Here is a 26669-nt window from a genome sequence, read left to right as displayed (position 1 = left end):
AAGACACGCCGGACTGAGCCGGCACGCTGGAACATCGAACTGACGCCTCCCACCCCGGCGGTCGCGTCGATCATGCTCCCTCCTGGTAGGCCACCTTCAGTGTCATCGAGGTCGGTGACTCGATGTGCGTCGTGTTGAGCGGTGGGAACTGGAACTCGCCTTCGTTGTAGATCAGGACGTCACCGATGTCACGGCTCGACATGAGGTCGTGGTTCATCGGGACCTTCCCGAAGCCAACGATGCCACCGGCTTTGGTGGGGTTCGTCGAGCCGGCCATCGTCGCGCGCCACCGGATCTTCCGCCGGATCATCGAGTGAATGTCGGTCTCGGAGTGCCCGAACGCGAAGATCGAGTGGCCGTACTTGCGGGCGTCGACCCAGCAGTCCTTCAGGAGTTCGACCTTCTGGTAGTGGGCGAACTCGTCTTTCGAGGCGGATTCCGGCGCGATGTCGCCGATCTCGTCGAACATCACCGACGAGAAGTGATGCGGTCCCTGCGAGACGCGGGCGTGCATCCAGCCGAACCACCAGTGGTTGATCGGATCCTCTGTCGAGAACTCGAGGCCGTCGTACTGCTTTTCGGGGTCTTGCTCGTAGACCCACTGGCAGCCTCGCATCCGCGGATCGGGGTACACGACGTGGAACACGCCGGGCTTTAGCACCCGCTTGTTGAGGTCGACGACGTCGTTGTACCGGACGACCTCGCGGACGACGTCCTCGAGGTCCACTTCGAAGCCCTCCTGAGTCGGATTCTTCGGGACGAACTCCGCGCGGACGTCCACGCCCTTGGGCAAGCAGACGCGCGCCCAGGGCGCGAACGGGAGCCACTCCGACCGGGACGTCGAGGCGCGCCAGACGACCTTCTCGTTGTTTTCGCTCATCAGACGCTGGGAGAGCCAGAGAGCGAAGTTCGACTTCCCAGAGCCCGGTTCGCCGACCGAGAGCAGGTCGGTCCCACCGTCCGACATCCCCGACTCGGACGGTTCGTACTCGTGGCGGATGATGTTGGGAAGGAGCTTCTTCTTCCACTTTCGTTCCCCGGCCTCTGCGTAGTCTTTGTGCGCAGCCTCGGCCCGTGACCACTGTGCCTCCCAGTTGACCTCGGGGATGCTGTGTCGACGCTTCATGTCGGTCGCGTCGTCGTGACGTCGGTCGTCGCCGGTGTACTGCCGGCTCTCGGTGTGTTGGTCGGGGAACGCTGCTAAGACCGCCTCTTTCGTCGGTTCGAATTGGTTCTGCGTACTCATGCTTTCAGACTCTCCATGGTCGCACCCAGCTGTTCGTCGATACCAGTGTCCTCGCCGGCCTTCCCGACGAGCGTACGGACGCCCGCGTTGAACGCGGGGAGCAGGTACGCAAACGCGAGGCGCTGGCGCGTCCGCTTGGCCGCCGCGTCGTCGTGGTACTCGTCGAGGAGGACGCGCCGGAGGACGTCGCTTTCCTTGTAGGCCTGCGACTGGAATCGCGGATGGATCTGCCCGAACGTTGCGCCGTTCAGGTCCCGCAGCCAGTCGAGGAGCCCCGAGCGCCCGCCGTCGACGCCGTCGAGGAGATCGTCGAGCATCGCCTCCTGGCGCTCCTCTAGGTGCGAGAGCGCCGGCCGCATCGCATGGAACTCCTCACCGGCGACGGTGACCGTCTCGTCGCGATCCTCGCCGAAGTACTCGGCCGCGCTCTTCCGGAGCGACCGAAAGGCCATCTCGGTGGCCGGGAGGACGAACGTCGCCTCGTAGTCCAGGCGCGTCTCGAGGGCGCTCTCCTCGCTGATCGCGTCGGCAGAGGTGAGGAACTTCTCGCGCTCGCCTGAGGTGATGAGCGCCGCCCAGACCTTCCCCTCCGTGCGGAGGTCGGCGTAGAACCCGCCGTCGAGACAGCCAAGCGTCCGGACAGCCAGCCGCCGATGCCAGTGGATCACCGCGTCGAGATCGGCGAAGCCGTCACGAAGCTCTGCGATCAGGACGTCGTGGGCATCCTCGAGATTCTCGAGGGCCGGGCGGCCGAAGTTCGGCCGCGAGTCCGGGGGATGATCGGCCGACATCAGTCCGCCCCCGTGTCGTTAGACGTCCCGTTCTTGGCCGTCGTCGCCGGATCATCCTCCGACATGACGTAGTCAAACGGGTCCGAGTCGCTGTCGTTCGCCGAGTCGATGACGCCCTCCTCGCGGAACTCGTTGAGCCACTCCTCGACGTTGTACTTGCGCTCCTCGCTCTCGAGCAGTGCCTTCGCCAGCTGGTCGATCGTCGCGAAACGCTTCATATTGATGTCGGCGTACCACGCGGTCGTCCAGGCCTTGCGGGCCTGTCCCGGTGCCGCGTACGCCCGCGCTTCGCCCTCGATCGGCTCGGCGTAGCGGAGGATCAGCGGCGCGCACGCGATCGGTCCCCACTGCCACGCGCCGACGAACTCGTGGGAGAGGAACGCCGCCGCGATCGGCGTGAGGACCATGCCCGCGATGCCGATGTACGTGCTCTTGTCGAGTTCCTGCGGGAGCGCACGGAACAGCGCCGCGTCGTGCGCGTCTTCGATGATGTCCCCGTCTTCGTCGGTCGGCGGCGTGTAGGTCCGCCACGGGAACTTCCAGATGACGCGCTCCGGGAGATGTTCCACGAGGTCCGGCGCGTCCTGGTCGACGACTATGATCTTGTCGTAGTCGCCGACGCCCTCCCACTCGGCCTCCTTGTTCTCGATGTCGATGGTCGCGTACTTCCCCTTCGAACGCGCCCACATCGACAGCAGGCCCTTGGAGTACAGCGCGGGCTTGTCCTCCGGCGTGTGGACGACGTCGAACCCACGGACCTCGATCTCCGCGGAGTCGAGGATCTCCGCTTTCTCCTTGAGCGGCGAGGCCGCGGTCTCGGGGTCCATCTTGACGAACCCCCACGTTTCGACTGCGTCATCGTCGTCCTCGAGGCGGAACGCCCCGACGACCCAGCCGACCAGCAGCGGGAAGACGAACGGGAGCGCGGCGGTCAGCGAGGCGGTCGCGTAGTAGCCCGTGGTGTAGGCGACCGCCGCCATCACGGTCCCGATCGCGATCCAGAATCCCGGTCCGTGGCCGGTCCCCGCCAGTGCGCTCCGACGGAACGCAGAGACCTTCTTGTCGACGAGCCACACGACCAAGAGGGTCGGTAGGATCACGAACAGCAGGATGAACTCGTAGAGGTCACCCCGCGAGTCGATCGAGACCGGCTCAGCCGTCGGGATCGTCTTGATGTTGAACGTCCACCGCAGGCGGTCGCCGTCCGGGAGGCCGAGGAAGACCGTCACACGCGTCGCCTGGTCGTAGTAGCCCCGGAGCGAGACCTCCTGTGTCCGGCGCATCCCGCTTTGGTACTGGAGTGTTTGCTGGTCGATCGCCGAGATGTTCGCGACCGACTCAGTCGTCGTCCCGTTGTCGGTCTGGACCGTCTTGGAGTCCCGCGTCCAGTAGACCTTCGTCACCGTGAAGTTTCGCGTCTCGCCGTCGAACGGGAACGAGGCGTACATCCGGACCTTCTGACGCTGGACGGTCGAGGACGGCTCGATGAACTGCTGACTGCCCCGATCCCCGTAGCTCCCCATCCCGCGCGGTGGGTAGCGGACCATCCAGAACGCCGTGTAGTCGCCGGCAGTCCGTAGCGAAGGGTAGCGCTCGTCCACGACCTCGCCCCCGTTCTGGAGTTCCGAGAGGGAGTACTCGTCAGCGGAGGGCGTTGTGCCCGCCTCTCCGCCGCTCTGTCCCATCGCGGCGAACGGGACAGCGATCATCGAGACGACGATGAGCGCGGCCAGCAGGAGACGCACGCGCCCGCTCATTCGTTACCGCCTCCATCCCGGATGACGATAGTTCGCGACGAGTCGTCGTCGCTGCCACCGCCGCCGCTGTTCCCAAGGATGTAGTTCTGATAGAGCCAGTACCCCAGGAGCGCGGCGCCGCCGATGCCGAGCAGCGGGACGATCTGGCTGATCCCGCTCCCGATCTGCTCGATGTTCGTCGCGAGGGCGCTGGTGAGGACGCCCCCGCCGACGTAGTCGATCACGACGAACGCGATCAGGCCCGCAGCGAGTGCGAAGACCGGGTCGACCGGCACCGGCCCCGTCGCGTCGCGGATCGACCAGCCGAGGCGGCGGTAGATCACTGCCAGCGCGACGAGTATCCCCGCGCCGACCAGCAGGATCACCGGCACCGAGTTCAGCGGCGAGTCCGTGCCGATCTGCGCCGGGCCGATCCCAACCATCGACGGGCCGTCATCTTCGGAGGCGGTCGTCGAGTCCTGCTCGATGACCAGGAGCTCCTCGGAGTCGTCGTCGACGAGCGTCACCGGCGAACTTGCCTCGGCCGAGTCGTGGACGACGTTGTTCGTCTCGCTTCTGAGGATGTACTCCTCGCCGTCGGATGCCGTGAGCAGCGTGTACTCGACGTCGTCGTTCTGCGTGGCTCCCGGCGAAACGTAGAACGACGGCTCGGTCGTCGAGGGGTTCTGCACCGAGATCTCGACCTCGCCCGAGCGGGCGTTGGCGCGGACCGGTACCGTGCGGACTCTGAAGTCCGAGAGTTCGCCCGCGCCCGGAAGGTAGAGTTGCTGCGTTCCGTCGTCCGTGATCTCGACGTAGTCATCGGCGCCATCCCACGACTTCTGGTACGTGTAGTGAATCCGGCCGGAATCTTCAGTCCGACCGACTGAGATCGACGAGTTGTCGTTCCACTCGTCGATACGGACCTTGCTGTCGAGTCGATCCCCGGGCGCAGTCGGGTCGAGGACCGTGATCGTGGAGTTGACCGAAACGACCTGCTGGCCGGTCGTCCGAACGGCGACCTCGTCACCGCCGTTGACCGCGCCGAAATGCACCGTCAGCTCCGTGTTGTTGAGGTCGTAGTTGTCCTCGGAGACGGATGTCCACGGCCCGCCGTTGGTCCGCGTCTCGATCGACTCGATTTCGACGACCTCGTTTTCGAAGGGGATGGTCAAGCTGGCCGCCGAGCGGTCCGAGGCGAACGTCTTCGAGAAGTTGTAGCCTTCGGTCCACTTCGTCCCTTCATATTCCACTATTTGCTCGTCTTGGGCGGTGTGTCGATAGTCCATCTCGACAGCGCGATCCGGAGCATCTGTCGTGTCTGCCAGCGACACGTTCACGATGTTCGATTCTTGGACCGCATCTGCCGGAGGGGTTACCGTCGCTGTCTCTCCAGGAGCCAGCGTTCCGGAGTAACTCGTTATGTCGCCGTTCACCTCGACCGTCGGGTTCTCAGAGTAACTCGTCTCTTGGTAGCTAACTGTTGTCGACACGCCACTGCCGCCCCCGGAGATTGACGTCGACGCATCGACTGTCTCGTCGTTGTTCAGACTGATCGTTTTAGACCCTTCAGACGTCCACGTCTTGGTTGATCCATCGACAGTAGCGTCGACACTGTCCGGAGGTAACTTCTCTACCTCGTGACCCTGAATATCTATTTTATAATCGTTATCGGAGTTGTCCCATACTAACTTGATTCCGTCTGGTGTTGTTTGGCTCGAAAAGTCGAACGTCGCGGTCGTCGAGGTCCCACTCGTGTACGTCTTTTCGCCCATCACACTCCCGTCGGATCGGTCGATCACGCGGAAGTCGAACGACCCTGCGACGGTCGCCGCGAATGTCGATTGAACCTGTCCCGGGTCCGTCACACCGGAATAGGTCACTGAATAGGTGTTGTCGCTGGGGTCCATTGTGGGACCGCTGTTCTTGTCGATTCCTTGGGTATCCCACGAGATGTCGACAGCCGCGGACGATGGGATTTCCTCACCCGCTATTGGGTCTGACGAGGAGCCGTCTTCAGGAACGCTGAACGTGTCTGTCTCGGTTGTCGACATCCCGGTGAACTCAACGCTGAAGTTGTCGACCGAATCCAGCGATGAGACGTCGTAACTGACACTCGATCCGGTCGTGTATGTCCCGGAGATCGAGATCTCCGAGCTGAACGTGACCGAGTTGCTCGAGAAGTGCGGCACCTCGAAGATCAGCATCCCGCCTTGGTACTCGATGGCCCGCGACCACTGCTCGCCGTCCTCGTGTGTTCCGTACAGGCGCTCGGGCGTGTATCCCAGTGCGTCACGGACCGCGCCGGCGTCGATCGCGACCTCACGCCCAGCACTGTGGACGTCGTCCTGGAGGATGAGCGAGATGCCGTTCGAGCCAGTGAGTTCTGTCGAGGTGTTGAGATAGTCCGAGGCGCGGTCTGGCGTCGTTACGATCACCTCAAGCGACTCCGCATGGTCCGAGGCCATGACCGAGCCCTCCAAGTCAGATCCGCGCAGCGCCGGCGAGGAGTCCAGCGGGACGTCCTCGCTGACGTTGGCGTCCGGCACGCCGACCATGCCCGCCGGAATATCGGTCTGAGCTACGGCGACGCTGCCGCTCGACGACACCACGAGGACGATCACCAACAAGACGCTGAGTATCCGTTTCATGTACTGAAAGATGCGAATCGGGGGTTACGCCCTCGAATCGTGCTTGATCCAGTTGCGGATGCGAGTCGCCAGTCGTTCGTGTTCGCGCTCGATGACGTGGTCCGTCAGGCCCATCCCGAGGCCGATCAGCAACCCACCGCCGATCAGCTGCGCTGCCGTCGGCGTCAGCACCGGCACCGTCACGACGACGAACGACGCCCCGAGGAGAGCCAAGAACAGCCCCCACGCGGACCGCCGCCAGTCGGCCGGCACGGACCGAGTCTCACGATCCGAGTCAGAGGACACTCGAACCACGCTCCTGCTCGAGGACCGACGTGTACTTCCAGAGCGACGTGACCAGGACGATGCCGAGGAAGATCGTGCCCGCTTGCCACGGTTCCAGCGGGACGTAGCCCTCCAAGTTCAGTAGTGCCAGTCCCGCGATGATGATCTGGCCCGTGATCGCCGGGGCCTCCATGATGAACGGCGCGATCTCGTTCAAACTCATCACGAGTTCCTGGCCGATCGTGATGCCGATCGAGACGATGACGACGACGAGCGAGCCCAGCGCGCCGACGAGGCCGCCAGTCGCGGTGCGGGAGCGCTCGCCGACCGCCTCGACCGTCTCGGCGATCGATTCAGTCTGATCTCGCTCGTCGAACGTCCAGTACATCAGCATACCGAACACGAGGAAGCCGACGGCGTACGTCCAGTACTCCGCGATGGGGGCGATCGCCGTGCCCGCCTGGAGCGGCTGGAGCGACACGCCCATCATCGGCCGCCCCTCGCAAAGTGGTCAGCAGTCGATTCGACTCGATTCAGTCGGATGTGTCTCTGTGTCATGTGTTTGAACCCGCGTCGTTGATGCGTGTTCGCACGCCGCGAAGCACGTCGAGGAGCTTTTTGAGGACGTACAGCCCAGCGACCAGCAGCGCGACGACCTTCGCCGTTTGGGTCGGGATGAAGCTCAACTCCGGCGCGACCGTGAACCCGAAAATGCTCGTGACCGTGAACACCGTCGGGAGTTGCGTCCACAGGCCGGCCCAGATCGCTCCCAGGACCGGCAGGTTGAGCAACCCACCGAGGAGTCCGACCACCGCTGTTGCCTTCGAGGCGGGATGGCCGACGACCTCTCGCAGCGACAGTTCAGCCATTATCCGTCACCTCCGAGGAACGCGACCACGCGGTCGGACAGTTGGATCGCGAACGTGAGCAGCGCGTCAAGGACGCTCCCGATGACCGGGACCGATCCCAAGAGGTCCGTGAGTGCAGGGGCCGCCGCTCGAAGAGCGATGAAGACGAGCGACAACGTGACGGCGTAGATGCCGACCACGATGATCGGGCTCGCTGGACCGGCGACCGTCGCGACGCCCACGACTGCAGTGTGGAAGTCGCCGATGACCACAACGAGACCGGTGCCGGCTGACTGGACGCTCTGAGGGACTGCGGCGCCGGCCTGATCGATCGCCATGATGACGATTCCCCACATTTGGTCGATGACATCGGCGACGCCGAAGATGAGCGCCGCCACGGCGCCGAGGACGTACTCGACGATCCGCTGGCGGACCCAGCGGACCGGGCCGCCGGCGTTTCTGACCTGCTCGCCAAGTCGTGCCACCGAATCGTAGAAGATGAAATCCGGAAGCAACGACTCGAGGTCATCGCGAGAGAAGCCGCCACCACCACCGTCCTCAGCCATCGTTTAACCCCCGTGCGACGACGTACGCGACCAGCGTGACAACCAAGACCGCCGCCGGCAGTGCGAATGCGCCCAACGAACCGATCGTATCCGCGGCCGGCTGGAACGAGGCTCGCAACCCAACTGGAATCGTCGAGACGAACTGCTCGGTAACGCGTCCGGCCTGGTCTCCAATCGATCGAGCGAGGTTGACCGGCACCGCGATTACCGAACCGACTACTTGCGCGATGTTGGAGTACCACACAGTCGACAGGAACCCGATCGCGACCGTCACGAGCCGGCCCCAGTTGATCCAGGTGCCGTTGTTCGTCGTCAGTGACTCTGAGTCTGTCACAGCGCCCTCGTTGCTGCTCATCACGCGCGCCTCCATCGGTGCAGCCGTCGCTCGTCGCCCTTCGAGGTACGCAGGTTACCCCCACGAAGGCCGCGCGAGGACGACTCCATCTCAATCCTCGTCCTCCTCTTCCGCCCCGAGGGGGCCGGGCAAGTCGGGGATAAACCAGAAGAAGTTCCCCGTCTCCTCCTGGGACCGGCCCTGAGCGAAGATGTAGGCTGTCACTGCGATGATTCCGACCGCGAGCGGGAACGTGAACGGGCCGAACTGCGCCCACACGCCAGAGGTGAGACTCTCTGCGCTCTCGGTCGCTCCTGCCTGGAGGATCTGCCCGGACCCGCCGGTCAGCGCGGTTGCGACCGACGCCAAGCCCTCGCCGAACGCACTCGCGATGTTGATCGGGATGCCGAGCACCGCCCCGACCAAGTCTGCGAGCGACGCCAGCGCCGCGATGATCGGCAGCAGCGCCGCCTTGGGCACGACGTTGGTCAACGAGCCGCCCTCGATGTTGGCGATCTTCTCAAGGCGGCTCGACCACTTTCCGGGGCCAGAGGCGGACATCCGTTACCCCATCCCCGGAATCCAGCCTCGAGCCTTGGCGAACAGTCCGGCCACGACTGCGACGATCGAACCGAAGACGCCCTGGACGAAGCTGATCGGACCGCCGCCTCCGCTACCGGGCCCCATGCCGACGCCGCCCTCAACGTCCTCTCCGAGCGACTCCAGCGTGTTCCGGAGCGTGTTGAACTCGCTCTCTTGGAGCCGTAGCGAGACGCGCACGTAGTTGGTCTGGCCCGGCTGGATCGTGTCGTCGATCGAGTGGACCGTGCCCTCTTCGCTGAACATGCCAGTCTGATCCGTCCAGGAGCCGACGTCCTGCGGGTTCGTGTCACCGACACCCTCAGCGTACTCGACGGCGAGGTAGCGGTCCTCGAGGTAGGCCTGCTCGGCCGTCGTCGAGAGGCCCGTCCAGCCGAGTTCGTACGCGGACTCGACGCCGGTCGGGATCCACAGCGTCGCCGTGCCGTGGTAGCCCGGTCGGTCGTCGGTCTCCGTTAGGTTGTACTCGATGTCGTCCGGGTCGACGTCCTCGACCTCTTTGATGACGTCCATCGTGAGGCCGTGGACCGTCGCGCCGCTCGAGCCGCGGATCGAGTCGCCCAGCGTGTCGAGCGAGTGGACTTCGACCGCGCCCGCGTCCTTGCGCTCGGTGATCTGGGTCGTCTCGAGTTCATCATCGTCGTCGGTGTCCTCGCGAGTCTCACCGTAGGTGTACGTCCCCATCTTGTCGAGATTCAGCATCGTCATCTCGACAGTCGCGTCGGCGTCGGTGATCTGGACGGTCACCGAGTCGATGTTCGAGAGCGTGCCGTCACCAGTGCCGTAAACCGTCATCTGACCCATCTGACGCTGGTAGAGCCGGCCGTCGCCCGTCGAGTTCGCGATCGTGTCCTCGCCCGATGCGGAGGAGTTGATCACAGCGCGCACGTAGTCGCCGTCCGCTTCCTCGGCGCGGATCTGCACTTCAGCGCCCGAGTCGAGCGCCGGCACGTTCAGCGCCGTTGCGAGGTGCTTCTTTTGGACGTCGCTGCTGATGTCGACGTCGTCGAACGTGACCTGGACGGTGTCGCCCGAGGTCATCGAGTCGTCGGTCGCGACCTCGAGAGCGGGCGTACCCTCGGTGGTCGTCTCGGCGACCGAGCCCTTCGCGGAGGCCGATCCGCCGACCGTCCATCGGGACTCGTTGTACCACGAGATGTCCGCATCACTGTGCGGGAACTCGTCGGCGTCCCCGAACTCGACGTGCGAGACGTCGAACCGATAGGGGTTGTCCTGCGAGGCGTTGACGTGGCCGTCAAGTGCGACGACCTCCCCGTTATCGTTCTCGTAGTGGAGTGGGGAGTCCCAGGTCGTGTTGTGAGAGTCGATCGTGACGGTACCTTCAGTCTGGACGCCCGGTGCGTCCGGTGTGTCGCTTTGGGCCGTCGCCGCACCCATCACGCCCGCGAACACGGACGTGACCATGATGGCGGCGAACAGCACTGCTTTGAGTTTCGTAGTGTTCATGAAAGTCTGAAGCCCGGGTTCGGGCTGGGCGTGCCCCTATTCTGTCTGAGCGATGCACAGCGCGGGAAGTGGACCGTCCGGCGGAGGTCCTCGAGGTAGTCCGCGAACGCGTCCGAGACGGCGATGCCGGTCGGCCCGGTCACGGCACAGCCTCCTGGCGGCCCGTTGCGCGCTGAAAGGCGGTGACCGCGCGGTCAAGCGCTCCGCCACCGCCGGCGACCACGACGATCGAGGCGAAGGCGAGCGCGAGACTATACCACACGAAGGCACCCGAATCGAGGATGAGTTGCCGACTTGCGGGATCAGTCAACGACGGCGTCCAACCCGCGTTGAACACCCAAGCGACGTGGGCAACGAGGCTCAGGTACGCCCCGCAGACCGACATCCCGGTTTGCCTGACCCAGCCGACTCCGATCTCGACGAACGCAGAGGATGCGCCGTAGGCGGCCAGTGGGATCGCTACCAACATCACGATCCACAGCAGATCGATGACAGCGCCCCCGCCATCTGGAGGGAGCACGTAAACTCCCATCCACAGGAACGCCAGCGTGCTGAAGGCGGTCAAGCCACCCCAAGCTGGATAGCGCGCCGTGAACGCTCTGTCTATGAAATCGAACACCCGATCGATAGGTGAAGACAGGCGCATCTTGAGCGCCATTCCGGCGACGAGAGCTCCAAGGAACACCGATGCGCTGACGATCACTCTGGGACCTCCTCGAGCCGGGTGCCCCAACCGCCCCGTTTCCGCAACAGCAGTGCGTCGACGTCGACGTTGATCGGCCCGGAGAGTTCCGGCGCGGCGACTGCGTGCACGTGGCCGTCCCGCTTGACCGCTACCTCGCCGTTACGCCGCGTCATCGCTCGGCCTCCAGGTACGCGCGCCGGCCTTCGGCCCGCGCGAGATGCGTGCTCGCGATCACCAACAGTGACGCGAGCACGACGATCAGGAGGTCGCCGGCCGGCGCGAGTCCGACCGCCGGGATGATCGCGACGTAGACCCCCAGCAAGCCGGTGCCGAGGCTGCCCAGCGGCCAGCGCTCTTTCGCGGCGCTGAAGACCGTGTGGCGATAGCTACTGCTCATCTATCACCCCGCACTCGCTCGCTGATCCGCCGGAGTGCAGTTCTGAGCCGGCCTTCGTGGGCCTGCTTGCCAGCGTCGTGATGCTGGTAGCTCTCCCAGTCGCCGCTGCTCATCGGGCGACCCTCCCGTCGTGCCCTTTTGGGGCGAGTTCGTCCGAAATCACCTGTCTTCCCTCCCGAGCGGGTAGGGGTACTCGGGCCCGGCAGCGGCCCGATGAGCCAATATTCCGAGTACTATTGAGCGTGTCATAGAACTCTTCACACACTATAGTCAGTTTGATTACTATTATAGTGGGTTATTAGCTTAGAAGTACGTGCACTCAGTGCACGGAGTTCAAAACCAGTCAGAGATTTCCCTTTCGTCTCCGAATAATGATTTCTCGCACCCGTTCAGCGTGGTTCGTCTCGGAGTGAACGAACGCTGTGAGGATGGCTTCGACGGTCTCGGAGCGGCTGGCTCCGAGGTCGTCACACTCAGCGACCAGTTCATCCACTTCTCGCACGATTTCCTCGTCAACAGCGACTCCGAACTTTTCTTTTGCCATAGCTAAAACATCTAAGAACAGCGTGCACCAAGTGCACGACGGTTTCAATTTGTCTAAGCTGATTCAGCGAGCCATGTGAACTCTTCTATGACACGCTCAGTACTATTTGTTAAAACATATCAGAGTTGTTATGGTTTCACAGTATGAACGGTGTTCACACTGGGGAGAGATTATGTAGATTGGACAGTATCAGATCTGTATGGACGAAACTTTCATCGAGATACTCTCAGATGGTGGCGACACGCGCCAACTGCAGGACCTGAACAGTTGTGGGACCCTCGGTGTCTCACTCCCTCGAGACGATCTCGAACAGTTGGGGGCAGAGAAAGGCGATCACGTCGCGATCGATTTTGACGAGGACGAAGAGAAGTTCGAGATCTGCGTTCTTTGAGGACGATGGCCCGGGTGGCCTGAAATTTGGCCGGAACGTACGTCGGAGGGCCACCCTGCTGACAATGTCGCCTGCGCTGACTACGCTACCTCATCCGCCCACTCGGACTCAAAATAGGCCTTGTCGTATTTGCGATCTTCTTTGTGGCGGAGTGTCGCTCGCAACCGATCAACAGACCCCATAATCTCAAGCATGCCCTCTTTCGAGCCCTGCTTGCCAGCTTCAAGCGATGGGATAATCTCATCCAACATGATCGCTACGGCATCGGCTTGTTGAATCATATCGGGCCGAAATGCAGTCAGCAATTGCTTGCTATTCGAGATTCCCGAGACAACAAGCCGTACTGAGTCCCGACTCGTCCGCTCTTCGATTCGGTAGTGAATTGCGTTGTCCTCACAGTACGTTGCGAGGGCGTCAATGATTGACCGTCGCGAATTGGGCCGTCCCACTCGGAGTTGCGGTCGAAGCGAGTATCCGACTGCGCGGTCGTCTCGTTGTTTAATTTTCACACGGATGGTACCTACAGTATCGAACAGTATCGCAAGGTAACGTCGATCAAGAGTGGACTCTGTCATTGGTATCCTATTTTTCCCTGACGACGGGTGTCTTCATAACGTATCTGCCTATGTCTGGTGGAACGGCTCATATTCGTATACCTCCGTGAGAGCGTCTGACATGCGCCATACACAGCGTTCAACCACAAAACATTTAATATACCCACGGTATCCTTTGAGTACCCCTACCCGTGGTTGGCGCAGTGCCAGACCACAAATCCGGCATGAAAGAATGACTCTGGATTGCCGATGCAGACAACAACGCAAAACATGACAGACTATAACGACAAAGCCCGCGCAGTCATTCTCGCGGCGCTCATGGTGTTCAGCGTCTTCGCTGGCACCGTGGCGCTCTCGGGAACGGCTGCAGCGGCCCCAGCAGACGGGATCACCAACGGTTCGGTGGACCCCGCTGTTGCTGGGCAAGCGAGTACAACGCATACGGTACAGTTTACGGTTACAAATGTTACTGCCGACGGCGCAGGTAACCCGATCCAACTGAGTTCGGGTGCTGGTTCAATCAGCGGAGTCTCTGCCCTCTCGGCAGAGAATTCGTCAGGTGTTTCCCTTACTACCAGTGACGCTGCCACCTCTGACGGTGTGTTTACTGTCACTGTACCTGGCGCTCAACAAGATGGTACCAGCGGTGACACGGACGTTACTGTCACTGCCGACGTTACCATCGACTGGAGCACTGCTTCGAGTGGCACCTACGACCTCTCGGCTGCAGTGGACGACAACGACGACGCAACCTACGAGCTTGGTTCCACTGCCTTCGCAAGTGTGACCGTCTCGGACATCACCACCCGCGCCGACCCCGGTAGCGGTGGCGGTGACGTCTACGACGGCGCGACCGTCTTCCAGGGTGAGGAAGGCATCACGTTCGTCGCCACGGACGGCGACGATGTGAGCTCCCTGACTGGTGTCACCGGAGACGCCGAAGGTCAGACGCTGACCGTCCCGATCGATCAGGATCGGGCTACGGGCCAGTACGACATCGACGGTCCGACCAACGAGTTCCGTGGCACTACACCAGGCATTGGTGTGACTCTCCTGCGACCGCAGGTCGACGACCTCGAAGTCCTGAACAGTCAGGACGAGGACATCGCGGGCGGCTCCGTCCCCGAAGGCGAAACGGACGTGAGCGGCTCGGGTGACCTCTCGGTCAACGCCTCGTACAACTACGAGCAGGCCGAGGACCTCGAACTCACCGTCGAGAACGAGGGCGGCCTCGATGTCACTGGTGACGCTATCTCCGACCGCGACGCGACCGGTAACGCGATCAAGTCGGGTATCGGCACCGACGGTGACGTCGGCTGGGAACTCGACTTCACCGACCTCGGGACGGGTACCTACACCATCGAGGTCGCCGGCTCCGACGACCTCGACTTCGGTCAGGCCGTCGAGTCGACGACCGTCACCGTCACCGGTGACGACGACGTCACGCTCGACCTGGACGAAGACTCGGTCACGCGCGGGAACGACGTGACCTTCTCGGTCCGCGGCTCGAACGCGGGCCAGGACCACGTCGTCACCATCGACTCCGACGACCTCCGTGACGGCGTCACGATCGGCGACGCACGGCGCGTCTTCGGTCAGGTCGGCGACACGGACTCCGTCGGCGTTGTCGTCAACGACACGGAAGTCTACCAGAGCGGTGACCCTCTTCCGTCCGGTGCAGACGTCTCGGACGTCAACTACGCGTACGCGAACCTGACCATCGACGACGACACCGGTATCGCGCGCGGACAGGTCGACACGACGAACCTCGACACGACCGACGTCGACCTCGACCTCTACGCGGCCGGTGACGAAGTGCCGAACCTCCCGGCCAGCTCCGAGGACGACCCCTCGCTGACCGTCGAAGAGGGTAGCGTCTCCCTCAACACGCCCGACAACACCTACGTTGTCGGCAGCGAAATCGACGTCAACGGGACCGCCTCGGAAGGCATCGACGACGTGTCGCTGTACATCCGCCGCGACGGCGAATACAAGCTGATCGACCTGAACGGTGACAGCAGTGGCACCGACGGCGAGATCGGCGTCGACGCCGACGACACGTTCGAAAAGGAAGACGTCATCCTCTCGCAGGGTGACGACGAGCCGGGCAACAACATCCTCTCGCTGCCCGGGAGCTACCGACTCGGCGTGATCGACACGGCCGACGTGGGTGGCAGCAACAACGTCCAGAGCTCCGTGCCGGTCTCGGAGTTCAACACGGGCACGAGCAGCCAGTCGTCGCTCCGCGTGGTCGACACTGAGCTGAGCGCGAACGTCAAGACCGTCGGCGGCCAAGTGGCCGAAGAAGACGGTGACGTGAACATCTCGGGGACCGCCCTGGGTAACCAGGACGTCGACGTGGTGTTCTTCGACAACCGCGGGAACGCGAACCACGAGACCATCTCGGTCGACGATGACAACACGTTCGAAGAGGACGAAGTCAACGTCGTCGGCCCCGACGGCTTCGCGACGGGTCAGGCCAGCGTTCACATCCTGACGTCGGGTCGTGACGGCGACTACGGCGACGGCGAACTCCCGAGCGGCAACCTCGCGGACTTCGTCGAGGACAACCTGTCTGGCTCGGGTCTGACGGGCGACCAGATGCGCGCTCGCTTCCTCGACCAGACGGTCGAAGCGGTCGCGAGCGACGACCGGATCGTCAACGCGCAGTTCCGCTTCGCGGAATCGTCGACCTCGATCCAGAGCGTCTACCCCGAGGGCGCTGAAGCCTCGGGCGTCAACCCGATCGCCGTCGACGACACGATGGTCGTCGCGGGGACGACCAACCTGCGACCGGACGACAACTCGATCACCGTCGAGCTCAGCACCGACGAGGGCGACTCGGTCGCGCTGAGCACGACCGACGAGTGGGGCTACGACGGACAGTACATGGTCTCGCTCGAACTCGACGACGTCCAGACTGGCACGTACGAACTCGTGGCTGACGACGCCTTCAACGAGGACGTCGAAAGCGTAGAGATCGTCCAGAACCGCCAGACTGCGACGCCGGAACCGACGGACACGCCGGAACCGACGGCAACGGACACGCCGGAACCGACGGCAACGGACACGCCCGAGCCGACGGCAACGGACACGCCGGAACCGACCGACACGGCGACGCCCACGGAGGGCGGCGGGCCGGGCTTCGGTGCAGTCATCGCAGTCATCGCGCTGCTGGCGGCGGCACTGCTGGCCACCCGGCGCGACGAATAAGGAACCACGACTGACCGCCGGTAGCGGTCACCCGACGCGGTTTCTTTTATCGACGCTACGTACGGAGTGACACCTGTCGCTATTCGTCTGAGTCCGCGATCTTGTCCAGTACTGCTGTCGCGTGTTTGCCAAGAACTTGGTATAGACAGTCCGTACAGAACTGATCCTGAAGGTAGAACGCACTTGGATCTGTAACCGTTCCCTGTGGGCGATACGTCTTGAGCGCGTCACCACAGTACGTCTCGTCGCTATCGGGCCGTTTCAGATGGGTCGCTGCTCCTTCAGTTGAATAGAGGTGCCATGGTTCTGTCCCGTCCATGAGGGTCTGCAATCGGCACCTGTTGATAAACGCACTCCTGTGTTGTGTTTCGAGGGGGACTCGGAACTGAACCCCCATTATTTGTATCAGGTCTGTGCAGAGTCGTCTATGATCACTGATCCGGAGGTGTTCCACGAAACACGGCTCCCTCGAGAGCTCCTCCACCGTGATAGTGAGACCTCACAGCTCTCGCGTATCCTCAAACCAGCCGTGAGTGGGCACTACCCGGAGGACGCGCTTATCACTGGCCCGAGTGGCGTCGGGAAGACCGTGCTGGCCCGATTTCTACTTGATAATCCTCAACAGCCAACCGCGGTTGCGACGACGCACATCCGCGCGCTTGGAATGACCTGTGGTGATCTCCTTCGAGAAGCGATCAACGACCACCCAAGTGGAACGACTGTCCATCGTGGAACGCCGACAGCTGATCTCCCACAGATCCTCCAGGAGCTCGTCGATGATCCCTACCTTCTGATTATCGACGAAGCCGACGACGTTCCAGAGACCGATGCCCTCGATATGCTTGCCGGGGTCCCTGAAGTAGCGACGATCGTCATCGCACACGATGCTGATGACTGGTTTGCTCGAGTTGACTCGCGCTATCGGTCTCGATTCGACGGCGATCATCACATCCGGCTTACTCGGTACACGGCCACTGAACTGGCGGATATCCTCGAACCGCGTGCCGAGTTCGGCCTTGAATCCGGTGCCGTCTCGCGAGAGCAACTGGTTACGATCGGGAATATTGTCGCCGGAGTCGCTCGTCGGGGGATCCAAACGCTTCGCTGGGCCGCGAAGATCGCCGAAAATCAGGATCACGACGCGATCACTGATCGAGATATCACCGACGGCCGAGCCCGTGCACAGACCGAGATTCGGGAGTCGAACCTTCGGTCGCTCCCATATCATCACCACGTCCTCTACGAACTAATTCGCGCGCATGACACGCTCGAAAGCAGCAAGCTACACGACTCGTATGAGGCGATCCAAGAGCATGCGTACGCGAAGAATCGCCCCCAACACCCCATCTCTCGCAGAGCTCGGCGAACGAAATTGGATAAACTCCGCGAATACGATCTCATCGACTGGACCGAGCACGAGGACAACTCGCGGATGTATCGGGTGATCGATGCCTCGATCGCCTCTGAGTTCGATATCCCACTGACCCCCCTCGGAAGGTAACCCCCGTTACTTGGTGGGTCCCTGCCCACTGTTGAGTATGTCCGAGAAGGACACGATCCCGATGTCGTCACCTCGTGGGACCGTAACGATGACTTGGCCGATATCGACCTGCCCGACTGGGTTGATGATGTCCTGGTGCGGCTTCAGCGAGTATAGAAGTGCTACTTGAGATCGTCAACCGGCTCAAGCTCGCTGGCGTCGAGTTCCTCGTCGAGATAGGCCTCACCGTTGTCTGTGAGGCGATAGAGCCCCCGGTCAACACGCTCGATCAAACCGTAGCGTCGGAGCTCACGGAGACGGTCACCAGCATAATCGCGGGAAACATCTACGCGTGCGACTTCCCCCTCCTTAGACACTGCCCGAGGAGTCATGTTTCCCTCTTCGCGCAGTACCTCCAAGATACGGTCGTCCGTTGGTTGCCGCATCCAGTCTGCGTCTCGACGCATTCCATCCCGTTTTCGGGGAGATATACTCATAGTAACACCGATATGACTGACTCTTCCGGCTACTCACACTTAATTATAAGGCTACTAACCCCACTAAATCCGGTTAGTAGCGGGAAAAGTATTAGTGTGTAGCCAGATATGGGTGGGATGACCCGGCCTTGTGGGCAGAAGATGCCCGCCGTGTTGCAGCACGACGGGCTGGGTCTACTCTCCCCAACAGGAGGTTTCAAACGACCCATGCCAGACCAGAACACCGGGGGCAATAATAATACGGCCCCAACGGACGCAGACGCACCGACAGAGCGTCGCGACGACGTTCACGCAACTACGGTCACCCGCTTCCAGCTCGATCAGCTGGCCGCGATCGCCCACCTGCAGGCGACGGATACGGTCACGTCGGGTGCGGCAATCAAAACCTACCTGCAGCTCTACTTCGATGAGGAACTTCCGGGGGCTCGCATCTACCAGAACTTAGACGGCCTCGTCGATGCGGGCATCCTCGAACGAACCCAACACGACGGGCGTACCCACGAGTATGCCCTGACTGGAGCCGGGCAGGCCTGCCTGCGCGACCGCATCCAGTGGCTCGCCGACCAAGCCGGGCTGCGCGTCGTCGACGCGGATGCCTCTACTGATGGCGGCGTGCGTGAGGTACCGGTCGTCGTCGATGAGGGTGGAGCTGCTGGAGGTGTCGAATGATGTCCGACTCAAATGATCCCCGCATCGATGGCAGCCTTGACCCGTCGCTGCTGACCGACGGCGGTCTCAATAAGTGTGCGACGATGGAGTGTAGCAACACCGTCGCGACGCGAAACGAGCAGTGTGACGGTTGCCGGCGTGACGACCTCCGAACAGACGGTGGTGTCACCATCTACGAGTGTGACGAGTGCGGCGAGGTCGAGCGGTGCAACGTCGACGACGCCGGACAACGCCGGTGCCCTGACTGCGGACGTGCGGTAACGGCAGTCGTCACCGACGGCGGCTTCGAGGAACTGAACGCGATGGAGCGGCAGGCCGACGCTCTCGAGGACGTCGCAGAGCAGATGCGTATCCAGAACGCGGCACTCATCGAGCTCACTCGGACGCTCGACAAGCTCGTTGCCGTCGAGATGGCCGGGCACCCGGACGGCGGCTCGGGCGGCAGGCGGAGCCAACGGAGTATCACCGGCTGCGTTGAGGACGCGGCGATCGACCTCGAGGAACGCGTCGACCTGGATGCAGTCGGCTGCGAATCGGGGGTGCAGCTATGACGTGCCGTCTCTGCAGTGCGCCGACGTCGCGACGCCTCTGTCGCCAGTGTGAAATCGAAGAGCGCGCCGAAGAGCGTGCCCGCGCTCGAAAGCAAATGGAAATGGATCACGACGAGGATGAGGATGAGGATGAGAAGGACCCGGAGCTCCTCCCGGACGGTGGGACCGTCGACACCGACGATCGCGACCGTATGCAGGTGTGTCCGGACTGTAGTGATCCACGCATCCGCCGCCGTGCTCCCGAGCATCCTGCGTCGACGGCGGTCGGTGATGAACAGTATCGGTGCCGGGCGTGTGGGTCTCGCTTCGATTCGCCTGTTGAGCGCGAGCGCGTGGGCCCGTCTGGTCTGAATGGACTCGCGAAGACACTCAGTGACGCCGACGAGACTGACCTCCGTACTGATGGTGGAGATATCGGTCACATCGAAGCTGAACGACGAGCTCGACAGGCAGTTCGAGCACTCGATCAGTGGTCACAGGTCGCCCGTCTCGACCTCTTGGAGATCGTCCGGGACGAGACACCAGTCGGAGAGTGGGCTTCGTCGACGCCCAACTACGCACGTGTCGCCTCAGAGAGAGGGCTGGACGAGTGCTCGACGTACCGTCTCGTCTGCCGTGACTGCCCCTTCGAAGCAGTGTCGACCGGATCAGACGCTCGTGATCGCCTGCATCGAGCGCGGGATATCCACCGGACTGCCTTCGAGCATGATGTCGTCGTCGACAGCATCTCAACTCCGACTGAGATACCAGCAGCACGGCTTCAAGCCGATGGAGGGTCCGACCGATGAGTCGCACGCAGCCTCGCGGCGTGAACAGCGACATCGGCCATCTCGGTGAATGTCGTGCATCAACGTGGCTCGGCGATCGTGTCGGTCTCGTTCCTGATCGATCTGAGGACGTACCGGCACAGAACTGCCTTGACGGGGTGTTCCTGCGTCCCCTGAGAGGTGACACAGCCGGCCAAATCGTCCCTGCGGGGACGCCATTCGAAGTCAAGGCGGTGGCCTATCGGACCGCTGATCAGGAGACGTCACGACGTGGTCGGATTCAGGTCCGCCGCTACGCTCACGAGTGGCTCCTCGAGCGCGATGGCGAGTACGTCATCCTCGTGTACGATCCTGAGTCACTGGTCTGGGAGAACGACTGTCTCGTCGACGTCGGCCAGTGGCTCGCCCGTCGACTCATCCCGGCGTCGACCGTCGACGCGGTGATCGAGACATGGACCAAGGATGGGCTCGACGATGTTGCTCGCATCCCGTGGTCGCGGCTGATGGATCCCGAGCGGGTGGCTCCGGAGCAGTCGACGACGGTGCTGGCCGACGGTGGGATGATCTCCCAGTCATCGACCATCGAGCGGGCACGACGCGCCCGCTATGAACCACTGACTGCTATACGAACTGAACCGGCTCGTTTCAAGGTCCGGAACTTGCGCTCGGACACCACGTACTGCGTCGATCTCCGTGACGCCACCTGCGAGTGCGGTGATTACCAGTATCGCGCGGGTCCAGCAGGCGAATCCTGCAAGCACATCCACTTTGTTCGGCAAGTCAGCGCCGGAACGCTCTGTCCCTCGTGTGGCTACCCGACGTGTCGGCCCTCGTGTCCAGACCGCAGCGAGAACCGGAGTGATCAGCTATGAGTACAACTGATGGCGATTTCGATAGCCCACCGCCGCGTGAGGATCCGGAGACGGTAATTCAGGAGGAACTTGGCGAGCATCGCGAAGCGATTGAAGCGCTCGCAGAACTTGACGTAGGTGTCCTTTCGGAGGATGCCGAACAGATCCTCCACATCTTGGATCAGGCTCAGGAGGGTTCTTCGTGATCCGAGAGTGCTGCCTGGACGCGTTCGTCGACGGTTCGCTGAATGGCTTCTGCCGCCTCTGCCGGGGAGAGGCCTTCCTCGTTGACGAGCTGGCCGACGGCCTGGAGGCCGAGTTCTTGACGGGTCTTGGCAGCGCCGACCGCGTCCTCGGAGAGAGCGAAGTTACACCACATGCACTGCTCTTTGTCCCGCGGTGTCTCCCGCTGGCAACGTGGACACTCGATCGGACTGATGTCGCCGGCGTCGTCTTCGGGTTCGACATCAAGGCCGTGGAGGCGGGCGTACGCACGTTCTTGGCTCTCTTCGCCGAAACGAGCCATGTAACGGCGTGTGTGATCGGAGCCGCGTTTCCGCCCTTGACGGTCTTCGATCCTCGCCTGGCTGTACCCTTGGAGGACGAGCCATCGGGTGTTCGATTTCCGGAAATTAGTGGGTGTAACCGCCTTTGTGACGCCGGCGCGTTCAGCGGCGTTCTCAAAGTAGTCGCGCCACGTCCGGTACGAGGCCCGTTCGGATTTGTTCAGCTTCGACCACAGGAATGCGTCGCCTTCCTCCGGGCAGCGGTCGTCGGTGATCCAGTCCTGGAGGTAGGGCAGCGAGATCACCAGGGCAATCGAGCGTTCGCCACGCTTCCCGTCGACGTGGAGACTCGTCGTGTACTCGCCGTCGAACACGTCGCCGACGCGGATATCGAAGAGTTCGCCACTCCGACAGCCTGCCTCGAACTGGACGGCGATCAGCGCCTTGTCGCGAGGGTTGTGACACGCCTCGATCATCGGGACGACGTCGTCCTCCCACCTGAGGAGATCGCGTTCGGAGGGAACGGGGTCGAAGTCGTTGCTGGTGGTCGTCGGGATCCAAGCGAGACTGTCGGGGGGTTCGTCACGCTTCAGTCTGTAGCGGCCGAACGACCGCAAGGCCGTTCGGTAGTCTTGGTTCGTGTGTTCGTTTTCGTACTCGCTGTGAATCCAGCGGACGAGGGCGTCGGCAGCTGCACGGTACTCGAGAGTGAGTCCGAGGTATCCGTGCTCGTTCAGGAGCTCCTCGACGTCGTCGATGTCACTGATGCCGGCAGTTGCCGCTTCATCGTTGTCCTCGAAGTCCTCGACGGTTGGCCACTCCGGGACGATTGCCATACGTCGGACGTGCCGGAGGAGTTTCAGTTGCCGATGGTCACCGATTTCGGACTGCATGAGCCGCATGTTGTCGCTCATCTTGAGGAGGTGGCGACGGTCGGCCTCGAACGGGACCTCCGGCGGTTCTTCAGCATTGCCCCGAAGTCGCGTCCGGAGATCGTCGACGAGCTGTCGCGGGTCGGTATCGCCCATGCTCGGAGCCTCTCACTATTGGCATATGAGCCTTCGGCTCACTTCCGGCCCTTGGCTCTCACACTTTTCCCTACTGCCCAAGACGACATTGTCTTGGCACGTCCCTCTTTTCCCATCGGAATATCAGGAATGCGACAATCCTACTCGAGTGGGTTGTCCAGCCGGATTCGCTCGTGTTGTCGTATCTTGACTGAGAAAGTCACCGTCATCGCCGCTCTTCGAGAGCGTTGAGCGCACGTCGGAACTGCTCCTCGTTGATCCGCGGTTCGGACATCGCCTGTGCTTCGAGTGCGCCTGCGTATTGTTCGAATTCGCCGTCGCTTGGGTCGGCCGCGAGCACGCAGTCGACGTACCTATCGAGCGCAGACTGCGAGGCCTTGGCGTAGTGATCGTATGCGGCGTCGATGCGGCCGTGGTTGTCGTCGATTCTCTCGAACAGCGCACGGTAGACGGTCACAGCCGCCCGGTAGCGCTCGCGCTCACGGTACTGCTCGGCTGATTCGAAGAAGTGAGAAAAGTCAATGGCTTCCGTGACGACTGGATAGTCCTCGGTGTGCTGGTCGAACAACTCCTCGATCCTCTCGCGGTACGCTTCGACCGACTTGTGGTCGTCGCCGAACTGAGCGAGAAACTGCTCGCGCAACTCCGCGTGTTCGGCGAGTGCATTATGGACGAATCCACGAAGTCGTCGGCCGACACGTCGTCTAAGACTGTCTCGACGCGCTCGCTCTCGTCCTGTGGCACGTCGGCCGCGATATCCAGTAACACTGCGACGACGTGCTTGCAGTCGCCACTCCCATTGTACGGACAGGTACACTGCGTGTCGATACTCCGCCCACCGAACTCGATAGTCACGTCGTACAGCTTCGAACCGCTGACAGTCGCAGTCACCAGGTCGTCGAACCGGTCGAGTTGTCGAATGCGTCCCTCGTCGCGGTAGTTTTGTCCACGTTCGAATACTGCGTCGGTACAGTGGTCCCGGATGGTCGATTCGTCGAGTTCCATGTCTGTGATAGACTGCGCTCGGTCACCCGTCGTTCTCCCCACGCTCTTCTTCGTCCAGGAGTTCACCAACACTCTCGACGGGCGCGTAGTATCCGCGCTCGTTGCGCCACGTCTCCAGCCATTCGTCTGCCGTTTCTCTGTCGATGCGCCCGCGTTCGATACCGACCACGAGTAACCCGATAGAACCCGTGACCGGGATTCCCAATTCGTCGGCGAGGCGACGAGCCGCGAGATCATCGGTAGCGAGTGTTCCATCGCGCTCGACGGCTCCGCGCAACGCGTCCGCTTCACCGGGATCGAGTCGATCCCGAAGTTGCCCGGCCGCTGTTTCTGATGGAATGTCGCCGATCTGGAGTCCGTCGTCGAACGCTTCGACGGCTGTAGCGAGGTAGTCGTGTCCGAACCGGTGGCCCCGTTCGATCTCGTTTCGGACTGCCGGGACGACCACGGGTGATTCGAGTATTGAGACGAGAAACCCGATCGAGTCCGTGCTGGCGTAATTGCTGAGGACGGTCGCGTCAATAAAAATCGGTTGCGGGTATCTGCCCGCCATCTACTCGTCGATATCGCGCGCCACGTCGAGTTCCCGCTGCAGGTCGTCGTCCGTGCGCGGGCCGTATAGCGACGTGAAGCCGGCGTTTTCCAGCACTTCTTCGAACTCCCAGCGAGACATATCCGCCTCTTCAGCGGCGCGACCGAGCGAAAGTTCACCGAGTACGTACCGGCCGACGGCAGTTGCCAACTCGTCGGTCGGCTCGCTGCTGGTAGACGCCATCGTACACATACGTCGGAACTATGGGTCTAATAATCTATCGTGGGCTGTACTATCACTGAACCGAACTGGTCATTCTCGTCGTCTTCCGTGGCAGTTTGGGACGAAATATGGATTTCCAGTCGTTCCACGTTGTAGTATTTCGATAGCTCACGTTCGGTGATCGAGTATCATACTTGAAACGCTGCTATAACTCGGGCCCTTGGCTCTCACACTTTTCCCTACAGCCCGAGCGACTACGTCTTGGCGACTCCTCTTATTTCGAGGCACTATGTACGGTTATCGAGAGGAATTTCCCACGAGGGGAGCGACTACTCCGAATCGTCGTCGGACTCGTCGCTCGCTTCGAGGATCTCCGCCGCTACATCCGTTACGTGCTGCTGGTGGGCTACCGACGTCTGGACGCTTTGGGCCGCATCGAGCTGGTCGTTGACGACTGCGTTCTGCTGTGGTCCCCACGTCTCAGGGGGTTCGGACTCGATGTATTCGACCCAGCGCTTGACACCTTCGATGCGCTGCTCACGGTTGCGTTCGTGCTTCGCATCCAGGCGCTCATGCGCGTTTGAGTCGCTCATATTCGGCTTCGACGTCGAGTCGCGTTACCCACTCTTCGAGGCGGGGGACACTAAGACTTTCCTCGAAAAGGGCGTAGAGGTGGACCGCATCCTCGACGTCCTTCTGCGCGCCGAGGTAGAGTTTGTATGCGATCTGGAGCTCTAAGGGGCCTATCGGAATCGTCTTTCCACCGATTCGGGCCGTTGTAGCGTTTTCGAGGGACGCGCGGTCGAACTCGTCGCGCGCGAACTTGACTTCGAGGTGCGGCGTGATCTGATCCGTTGGCGCGACCCAGATGTTATCTCCGTCGTCGAGCATCTCGTACATCGATGTGAGTGGCATTGCCGGTCCCCAGAACCCGTTCTCGTCAAGCGCCTCTGCGAGTTCGTCTGCGGTCTCCTCGTCGATCCGTTCGATGAGGACGTCGACGTCTTCGGTAGAGCGCGCCCGACCAGCGAGGATGGAAACGTATCCCGCGATGTAAACGTGCTCGATGTCAAAGTGACCGAGAATCTCGGAGAACCCAATCGCCAACCCGTCGAGCCGATTTGGCTCACGCTCGACGATGAGTGTTCCGTTCCGTAGCTCGATACCGCCCATAGAGGTTCGTTTTCAGGTGGGAGCATAAATTGCCGGGAGTCTCTAGTCGACTCCCGGGTCCGACTTTGGTTCCAGTGTGGTTCCCTGCTCCAAGGATCGTTCGGAGCAGAGCGTCCGAATCTCTTCCCGTGTGGGGGACCGGGCCGTCATCGTCGCTCTTCGAGGTCGTCGATCGCCCGGTAGAACTGCTCGGTGTTCGCTGGTTGCTCCGACGTCGCTTGATCTTCTAGCGCACCGATATACTTCTCGAACTCGTCTTGGTCAGAATCGGCCGCGAGCACGCACTCGACGTATCCGTCGAGGGCAGACTGCAAGGCTTTGGCGTAGTGGTCGTATGCGGCGTCGATGCTGACTTCGTTATCGTCGATCCCCTCGAACAGCGCGCGATAGACGGCCGCGGCTTCCAGGTAGCGCTCGCGCTCGTGGTACTGCTCAGCCAACTCGAAGAAGTGCGAGAAGTCGATGGCGTCGGTGACGGCCGGATAGTCCTGTGTGTGCCGGTCGAACAGGTTCTCGATTTCGGCGCGATACTCTTCGACGGATTTGCCGGTGTCGGCAAAGCGTGCGAGGAACTGATCACGGAGAGCCGGGTGTTCGGCGAGTACGTCGCGTAGGAATGGCCGGAGACCGTCGGCCGAGACGTTTTGGAGTACTGAGTCCACACGTCCGCTCTCGTCTTGGGGTGGATCGGCGGCAACGTCCAGCAACACTGCGACGACGTGTTTGCACTCGCCAGCATCATCGTAGGGACACGTACACCGGGCGTCGATGGTCTTTTCTCCCAGCTCGACGGTCACGTCGTATTGAGACGATCCCTGTACGACGGCGGTAACGACGTCGTCGAATCGTTCGATTCGCTGGATGCGTCTCTCGTTGCGGTACTTCTGCCCCCGCTCGAACACGGCATCGGTACACAGATTTCGGATGGTCGTTTCGTCGATGTTCATCCGTCAAGGCGTACTATGGAACTGAGGTCGTTTCGTTCCCTGGTCGTGTGGATGGCCTCCACCACAGTCAACCGCCGTCCCCGCACCAGTAGTGCCGGCTCTCGGATTGACTCGTATTCGGGCTCGAGATACGGCTACCCCCGAAATTCATCTC

General features: G+C 62.0%; 31 protein-coding genes and 2 pseudogenes. 7 read left to right on the top strand and 26 right to left on the bottom strand.

What is annotated here, in order from left to right; translation table 11 throughout:
- Positions 1-70: 70 nt before the first annotated feature.
- From NBT81_RS00950 to NBT81_RS00875, 16 genes are all read right to left on the bottom strand, one after another.
- Complete coding sequence (locus NBT81_RS00950) at positions 71-1246, bottom strand: ATP-binding protein (RefSeq protein WP_338740391.1); 1176 nt, start codon at positions 1244-1246, stop codon at positions 71-73.
- A complete protein-coding gene (locus NBT81_RS00945) occupies positions 1243-2037 on the bottom strand; it encodes a hypothetical protein (RefSeq protein WP_338740389.1) in 795 nt (264 codons plus the stop codon). The genes NBT81_RS00950 and NBT81_RS00945 overlap by 4 nt, the downstream gene beginning before the upstream one ends.
- Positions 2037-3794 (bottom strand): hypothetical protein, encoded by a 1758-nt coding sequence (locus NBT81_RS00940; protein ID WP_338740388.1) that lies wholly within the window; start codon positions 3792-3794, stop codon positions 2037-2039. Before NBT81_RS00940 ends, NBT81_RS00945 begins: the two co-directional genes overlap by 1 nt.
- Complete coding sequence (locus tag NBT81_RS00935) at positions 3791-6424, bottom strand: hypothetical protein (protein WP_338740387.1); 2634 nt, start codon at positions 6422-6424, stop codon at positions 3791-3793. The genes NBT81_RS00940 and NBT81_RS00935 overlap by 4 nt, the downstream gene beginning before the upstream one ends.
- A gap of 24 nt (positions 6425-6448) precedes the next feature.
- Positions 6449-6709, bottom strand: a complete 261-nt coding sequence (locus tag NBT81_RS00930) for a hypothetical protein (RefSeq protein ID WP_338740385.1) — start codon at positions 6707-6709, stop codon at positions 6449-6451.
- Positions 6699-7178, bottom strand: coding sequence for a hypothetical protein (locus NBT81_RS00925; RefSeq protein ID WP_338740383.1), 480 nt, complete (start codon positions 7176-7178; stop codon positions 6699-6701). Before NBT81_RS00925 ends, NBT81_RS00930 begins: the two co-directional genes overlap by 11 nt.
- Before the next feature lie 64 nt (positions 7179-7242).
- Complete coding sequence (locus tag NBT81_RS00920; RefSeq protein WP_338740382.1) at positions 7243-7557, bottom strand: hypothetical protein; 315 nt, start codon at positions 7555-7557, stop codon at positions 7243-7245.
- A complete protein-coding gene (locus NBT81_RS00915; protein ID WP_338740381.1) occupies positions 7557-8102 on the bottom strand; it encodes a hypothetical protein in 546 nt (181 codons plus the stop codon). Before NBT81_RS00915 ends, NBT81_RS00920 begins: the two co-directional genes overlap by 1 nt.
- Complete coding sequence (locus tag NBT81_RS00910; protein WP_338740379.1) at positions 8095-8457, bottom strand: hypothetical protein; 363 nt, start codon at positions 8455-8457, stop codon at positions 8095-8097. The genes NBT81_RS00915 and NBT81_RS00910 overlap by 8 nt, the downstream gene beginning before the upstream one ends.
- Positions 8458-8547: 90 nt before the next feature.
- On the bottom strand, positions 8548-8997 hold the full coding sequence (locus tag NBT81_RS00905) for a hypothetical protein (RefSeq protein WP_338740377.1): 450 nt from the start codon (positions 8995-8997) through the stop codon (positions 8548-8550).
- Positions 8998-9000: 3 nt separating this feature from the next.
- Positions 9001-10503: a hypothetical protein gene (locus NBT81_RS00900; RefSeq protein ID WP_338740375.1), complete on the bottom strand. Its 1503-nt coding sequence runs from the start codon at positions 10501-10503 to the stop codon at positions 9001-9003.
- Complete coding sequence (locus NBT81_RS00895) at positions 10500-10646, bottom strand: hypothetical protein (RefSeq protein WP_338740373.1); 147 nt, start codon at positions 10644-10646, stop codon at positions 10500-10502. The genes NBT81_RS00900 and NBT81_RS00895 overlap by 4 nt, the downstream gene beginning before the upstream one ends.
- A complete protein-coding gene (locus tag NBT81_RS00890; protein WP_338740370.1) occupies positions 10643-11206 on the bottom strand; it encodes a hypothetical protein in 564 nt (187 codons plus the stop codon). Before NBT81_RS00890 ends, NBT81_RS00895 begins: the two co-directional genes overlap by 4 nt.
- On the bottom strand, positions 11203-11361 hold the full coding sequence (locus NBT81_RS00885; RefSeq protein ID WP_338740369.1) for a hypothetical protein: 159 nt from the start codon (positions 11359-11361) through the stop codon (positions 11203-11205). Before NBT81_RS00885 ends, NBT81_RS00890 begins: the two co-directional genes overlap by 4 nt.
- Entirely contained in the window at positions 11358-11585 is a 228-nt protein-coding gene (locus tag NBT81_RS00880) for a hypothetical protein (RefSeq protein ID WP_338740367.1), read from the bottom strand. The genes NBT81_RS00885 and NBT81_RS00880 overlap by 4 nt, the downstream gene beginning before the upstream one ends.
- Before the next feature lie 343 nt (positions 11586-11928).
- On the bottom strand, positions 11929-12129 hold the full coding sequence (locus NBT81_RS00875) for a hypothetical protein (protein WP_338738562.1): 201 nt from the start codon (positions 12127-12129) through the stop codon (positions 11929-11931).
- Between the two features lie 199 nt (positions 12130-12328).
- On the opposite strand from NBT81_RS00875, the gene NBT81_RS00870 reads away from it, so the two are divergent.
- Positions 12329-12520: a hypothetical protein gene (locus NBT81_RS00870; protein WP_338740366.1), complete on the top strand. Its 192-nt coding sequence runs from the start codon at positions 12329-12331 to the stop codon at positions 12518-12520.
- Positions 12521-12600: 80 nt separating this feature from the next.
- Here the strand turns inward: NBT81_RS00870 and NBT81_RS00865 are convergent, their stop codons facing one another.
- Positions 12601-12801, bottom strand: coding sequence for a hypothetical protein (locus NBT81_RS00865; RefSeq protein ID WP_338740365.1), 201 nt, complete (start codon positions 12799-12801; stop codon positions 12601-12603).
- Positions 12802-13323: 522 nt separating this feature from the next.
- On the opposite strand from NBT81_RS00865, the pseudogene NBT81_RS17265 reads away from it, so the two are divergent.
- From NBT81_RS17265 to NBT81_RS00855, 3 genes and pseudogenes are all read left to right on the top strand, one after another.
- Positions 13324-13437: pseudogene (locus NBT81_RS17265) on the top strand (surface glycoprotein); the annotation flags it as partial.
- 366 nt (positions 13438-13803) lie between these two features.
- On the top strand, positions 13804-16287 hold the full coding sequence (gene csg / locus NBT81_RS00860) for an HVO_2072 family ArtA-dependent S-layer glycoprotein (RefSeq protein WP_338740363.1): 2484 nt from the start codon (positions 13804-13806) through the stop codon (positions 16285-16287).
- A gap of 427 nt (positions 16288-16714) precedes the next feature.
- The gene (locus NBT81_RS00855) at positions 16715-17788 is read left to right on the top strand and encodes a Cdc6/Cdc18 family protein (RefSeq protein WP_338740362.1); all 1074 of its coding nucleotides are present in this window, start codon (positions 16715-16717) and stop codon (positions 17786-17788) included.
- 161 nt (positions 17789-17949) lie between these two features.
- Here NBT81_RS00855 and NBT81_RS00850 read toward each other — a convergent pair whose 3' ends face one another.
- A complete protein-coding gene (locus NBT81_RS00850) occupies positions 17950-18213 on the bottom strand; it encodes a PhiH1 repressor (RefSeq protein ID WP_338740361.1) in 264 nt (87 codons plus the stop codon).
- 258 nt (positions 18214-18471) lie between these two features.
- Between NBT81_RS00850 and NBT81_RS00845 the strand changes: the two genes are divergently transcribed.
- From NBT81_RS00845 to NBT81_RS00835, 3 genes are all read left to right on the top strand, one after another.
- On the top strand, positions 18472-18933 hold the full coding sequence (locus tag NBT81_RS00845; RefSeq protein ID WP_338740360.1) for a hypothetical protein: 462 nt from the start codon (positions 18472-18474) through the stop codon (positions 18931-18933).
- Complete coding sequence (locus tag NBT81_RS00840; RefSeq protein ID WP_338740358.1) at positions 18930-19484, top strand: hypothetical protein; 555 nt, start codon at positions 18930-18932, stop codon at positions 19482-19484. The genes NBT81_RS00845 and NBT81_RS00840 overlap by 4 nt, the downstream gene beginning before the upstream one ends.
- Positions 19485-20484: 1000 nt before the next feature.
- On the top strand, positions 20485-21123 hold the full coding sequence (locus tag NBT81_RS00835; RefSeq protein ID WP_338740356.1) for a hypothetical protein: 639 nt from the start codon (positions 20485-20487) through the stop codon (positions 21121-21123).
- On the opposite strand, the gene NBT81_RS00830 is transcribed toward NBT81_RS00835, so the two are convergent.
- The 8 genes and pseudogenes from NBT81_RS00830 to NBT81_RS00790 all read right to left on the bottom strand — a co-directional run bounded on the left by NBT81_RS00830 (position 21114) and on the right by NBT81_RS00790 (position 26515).
- On the bottom strand, positions 21114-21275 hold the full coding sequence (locus NBT81_RS00830) for a hypothetical protein (protein WP_338740354.1): 162 nt from the start codon (positions 21273-21275) through the stop codon (positions 21114-21116). The two genes, NBT81_RS00835 and NBT81_RS00830, sit on opposite strands and share 10 nt — an antisense overlap.
- A gap of 14 nt (positions 21276-21289) precedes the next feature.
- Positions 21290-22636: a site-specific integrase gene (locus NBT81_RS00825; protein ID WP_338740353.1), complete on the bottom strand. Its 1347-nt coding sequence runs from the start codon at positions 22634-22636 to the stop codon at positions 21290-21292.
- Between the two features lie 205 nt (positions 22637-22841).
- A pseudogene (locus NBT81_RS17260) lies at positions 22842-23641 on the bottom strand (SWIM zinc finger family protein).
- A 22-nt stretch (positions 23642-23663) separates the two neighbouring features.
- Positions 23664-24194, bottom strand: a complete 531-nt coding sequence (locus tag NBT81_RS00810; protein ID WP_338740351.1) for a hypothetical protein — start codon at positions 24192-24194, stop codon at positions 23664-23666.
- Positions 24195-24416, bottom strand: a complete 222-nt coding sequence (locus NBT81_RS00805) for a UPF0175 family protein (RefSeq protein ID WP_338740350.1) — start codon at positions 24414-24416, stop codon at positions 24195-24197. It lies immediately after the preceding gene.
- A 308-nt stretch (positions 24417-24724) separates the two neighbouring features.
- The gene (locus NBT81_RS00800; RefSeq protein WP_338740348.1) at positions 24725-24988 is read right to left on the bottom strand and encodes a hypothetical protein; all 264 of its coding nucleotides are present in this window, start codon (positions 24986-24988) and stop codon (positions 24725-24727) included.
- Complete coding sequence (locus NBT81_RS00795; RefSeq protein WP_338740346.1) at positions 24966-25568, bottom strand: hypothetical protein; 603 nt, start codon at positions 25566-25568, stop codon at positions 24966-24968. The genes NBT81_RS00800 and NBT81_RS00795 overlap by 23 nt, the downstream gene beginning before the upstream one ends.
- 146 nt (positions 25569-25714) lie before the next feature.
- Positions 25715-26515, bottom strand: coding sequence for an SWIM zinc finger family protein (locus tag NBT81_RS00790; RefSeq protein WP_338740345.1), 801 nt, complete (start codon positions 26513-26515; stop codon positions 25715-25717).
- Positions 26516-26669 lie beyond the last annotated feature (154 nt).

It is taken from the genome of Haloplanus sp. CK5-1, from assembly GCF_037201915.1.
In the GTDB taxonomy this organism is placed as follows: Archaea; Halobacteriota; Halobacteria; order Halobacteriales; family Haloferacaceae; genus Haloplanus; species Haloplanus salilacus.
Note: the sequence above shows the minus strand (reverse complement) of the source record. Positions and strands in the feature narration are given on the sequence as shown.